The 3,939-nt window shown below is 40.5% G+C and carries 1 protein-coding gene and 2 pseudogenes; 1 reads left to right on the forward strand and 2 read right to left on the reverse strand.

What is annotated here, in order from left to right; genetic code table 11:
• Positions 1–523: 523 nt before the first annotated feature.
• Positions 524–1,681: a hypothetical protein gene (locus RMY63_RS41230; protein WP_322734200.1), complete on the reverse strand. Its 1,158-nt coding sequence runs from the start codon at positions 1,679–1,681 to the stop codon at positions 524–526.
• 389 nt (positions 1,682–2,070) lie between these two features.
• A pseudogene (locus RMY63_RS41235) lies at positions 2,071–3,066 on the reverse strand (IS4 family transposase); the annotation flags it as partial.
• 60 nt (positions 3,067–3,126) lie between these two features.
• Here RMY63_RS41235 and RMY63_RS41240 point away from each other — a divergent pair.
• Positions 3,127–3,899: pseudogene (locus tag RMY63_RS41240) on the forward strand (IS66 family transposase); the annotation flags it as partial.
• Positions 3,900–3,939 lie beyond the last annotated feature (40 nt).

A 3,939-nucleotide genomic window follows, 5' to 3' on the forward strand; every position in this document is an offset into this window, starting at 1 on the left:
GTTTGTAAATGTCTTGATTGCAGGTTTGAGCGATTAGTATTGCAGGTCGCTACAGGTACAGTATAGCCCGGTTGTGGATTCAGTGACATCGAACGATACCTCATGCGATCGCTTTTTAGATCCTAAATAACTCTTGATGGAGCCAACTTATTTGTTAAGCAATATTTCGCCAGCAGTATCAAAAGTTGCCAAGAACCACTTTATCCTTTAAGTGACAAGATAAGTTGCACAAATACTTTTTCTAGCGCACAGACATAAAAAAACTTTGCCTAAAACAGAGCTTGGAGTACATAAAAGTATTTGTTTCAAAGTATTATTGCTCCGTCTCAAAACTAAAAAACATTGCCTAAAAGGAGACAAACTAGGCAATGTTATCATTTGTATTTATTATCAAAACCGGTGGAAAAATCGGTCATTTTTACAAAACTTTACAAGGCTGCACTTGGTGACAGGAACCTTCTATTTTCGCCAAGTCGGAGGGAACACCACGAAGCAAGCAGCACTCCATCCGACTTTCAATTTACTAGTCAATGGGCTGGTCTTGAATCCAGGGCAAGGCAGCATTAATTGCACTCAAACCAGCAGCGTGCAATACAGCATTGGCAGTAGCCTGGCTATAGCCCCAAGAAGTTGGCTCAGTCGATTCAGCGTCCCAATAATACGGGAAAATCCCGCCAGATTGTTGGTTTCTCCACACCGCTATGGCATTCAGCTTGATATAAGAATCATACGCACTGCTTGGAAATGCGTTATGGATATTATCGTTCACGTAGGCAAGATTACGCATGAATGTACCCTTTCCACAGGCATAATCAAGCTGGTACTCGCTGTATGGCGCTAAATCCTCATGCAGCACACCACTTGCAGTCTTTTTATTTGTTTGAACGGCGTTGATGATGCTTTTGGCTTGAGCTTGGTCAAAAACACCTGGCATACCTTGGCTGTTAAAGTAACAGGAGATGGCAAATAGACCCTGATCGCCAAGCCATGTCCAGGTCGGATAATCCGTATTGGGTAATCCCAAGAAACGCTCATACACCAGACCCGAACTATCAAAGAGAATGCTCTGAGTCTTGGCCTCTAGAAAAAAATTATTAGCATTGGCATTTGGATCAAGATAGTGTTGACCAAACGTGTTCCCAAGTATCGTACTCAAGCGCCAATAACACTCGTTCGTAACACAGTTTCGCCCAGCTAACGGCGCAGCATCCAACGTATTTGGTATGCCACCAGTTATAGTGTAATTCTTACCATCCTTCTGCCAATAGATTGGGCTATTGTCCCAACAAGCGTTCAGCGCCTCCCAGCAGTTTTTGGCATTGAGAGCGAACTTCTCTTTCATAGATGGATCATAACCAAGTTTGTCCGAGGCAAAATACGCGTAGATAAAAGCAGTTCCCCACCATCCGTAGTCATCCACCCAGAAACCGTATTCCTGGCGCCAATTCCTTGGATTAGCGGTGTCTTTTATAAATCCGTCAAAATAAGCCAGCGCCTCTTTACCTATGCCATATGTATCTTGCAACCCAGTTTTAAGCATACTTTTAACAGCAGTGTGGAAGAAGTTGCCAGCCATCCAAAAGCAGCCACCGCCGCTACAGTTTGTGAATGTATTTCCGTGATTCCATAGATAGACCAATGTGTCCAATCCCTGAACCGTTGCTTCTTTAAACGTAGCCATATTCTTCTCCTATCAATTAGCGAAATAGACCAGCTATGGCGAGAAAAAATAAGTGAATTACAGAATACCAACTCTTCATTCCAAAAGACGAAGCAGTGAAAAGGCATAATCGCAAGTTTCCAAGAATGAGCCAGATTCAATTACATTATTTATGATTGATTATGAACCTAATCGTTGCTTCAGTAGGTTTAGTTCTAGCTACTATCATTGTTTTATCTCACCAAATGTAGAAGTGCTAAATTCATAAAACATGACCCAAAAGTTATAATCCAAAAGTTGTAAATAAGAAACTTGTATTAAAATAGTCTAAGTAGACAAAAGAAACTGTTGAGCCAATGCCGAGCCACTCGTAAGAGGTTAGAGTGATTGTACATTTGTCAAGAGGGTGCAGGAAAAGGAGACAAATCTAGCTTGGAGACTGGCTTTCGCAGATATTTAACCACGCCTAAGTCTTGATTCTCTGGGGCAGCGAAGTACTTAATCGGGTCATCCGCTTTACCTTTGTCATATGCGACACTAAAATGGTACAAACCGCGAAATATCATCTCCAAAGAAATGCGGTCAAATGGCAGAGATAATTCGTCTGCAACAGCATCTCCTAAGTCAATCAAAACAGCATAAAATAACCAAGTAGCCCAGATTTGTAGCTTGATACCATTAATAGAACCAGTCCACAAATAAGATAGCCCCAGTAAGCGTTTTACTGCGTAGAAAGCTTCTTCAACTCTCCATCTTCGACAATATAAATCTGCAACGACATAGGGAGGTAATATTTTGGGGTCAAGGACAGAAGTAATGTAATAATAGCTAGTTTTACCAATTTTAATTTCGATTAAACGTAAAGTGAGAATTGGTGCGCCACGACGAACAGTTCCAAGTTGAATCAATCGATCTTTAACCGAATGGTCATAGCTAAAAATCTTTAAGTATTTAATAGATGCTTTGGCTTTTAAGCGAGTAATAAAATTAACTTCTTGGTCAATAAGTTGTTGTAAAAATTGGAAATGATAAAAACCTCTATCAAGTAAAATTAGAGTTTTAGGAGATAGTAAATTTAGTAATCCAGTTTCAAAATTGGTGTCTGATGCTGCGGGATTAGTGTTAAACCAAACCTCGACGGGTAAACGAGTTACCAAATCAATAACTGTACAAATTTTTCCGGCTAACGGTCCTGTTTTTAAGTCTTCCAGGCTTTTGAGCTTGCGAAATAATGCTTCTAATGTGGAGCCATCAGCTATCCAAATATGTTCAAAATTCGCCCGTGCAAACTTAACGCTGTCTGGCAGTGTTCGCCTAAGTCGTTGCTGCCAATTTAATTGTAACTGAGGGAGTAAATCTTTAAAGATCCGCTCAAATAATTCAGCAGGGAAAACTAAAAATCTTTCGTAAGGATTCAGGTGGCAGAGTATTGACAAAGGGGACACTTGAGGGGGAATATCGCAAATATGAACCAAAACCTGCCTCAAGAATTAGATAGAGAAAGCTTGAACCAGTTACCGAAAGAAGAACTGGTGGAGATAATTATTGAGCAGAGCAAGGTAATACGTGAGTTACAGAAAATCATTTACGAACTACAGCAAGAAGTAGAACGTTTAAAAGTCAGCAGGGATTTAGATAGTTCTAATTCATCGAAACCTCCGGCTGGGGACATCCTGAAAAAAAGCGAAACCAAAAAATCACCGTCTCCAGAAGAATCAAATCAGCCGAAAAAGAGACCAGGCGGGCAACCAGGGCATCAGGGCAAAACCCGTAAGGGATTTGGCAGAGTAGATCGTTATGAAATCTTGCGTCCAGAGGATTGTGTTTACTGTGGTCAAAAAGCATTTGCGTCTGTGGCAGTGAAAGTAGAAAAACAGGCTGTAGCGCAATTAGTATTATTCCAGGACAAGATTTAGGAATCTCTTTACAAGCATTTTTAGGATGGGTAAACAATTATGCACACATGCCCTATGAAAAACAGCAAGAAATGTTGTGGAAAGTGGGACAAATTGAAATTGGGTTAGGAACGTTAGTCGCAACTAATGAACGAATTACTCAAGCAATTGAACCGAGCATTATTGAGTTAAGTAATTGGGTAAAACAGACACAACCTAACATCCATGTGGATGAAACGCCTTGGTCAGTTAAAGGAGTGAAAGAATGGTTATGGGTAGTTGCCAATTCTGATTTCTGCCTGTTTACTGCTGCTGATACTCGTTCCAGAGCCAGGGCGAACGCATCTAAATATAGTACATATATACTTAAAGAAGTTTAATCGC

The sequence above is a fragment of the Nostoc sp. ChiQUE01b genome, assembly GCF_034531255.1.
Taxonomy (GTDB): Bacteria; Cyanobacteriota; Cyanobacteriia; order Cyanobacteriales; family Nostocaceae; genus Nostoc.

Bases quoted from the DNA above. Each gene is read 5' to 3' on its own strand.
- RMY63_RS41230 (WP_322734200.1), bottom strand. From the start codon at position 1,681: ATGGCTACGTTTAAAGAAGCAACGGTTCAGGGATTGGACACATTGGTC.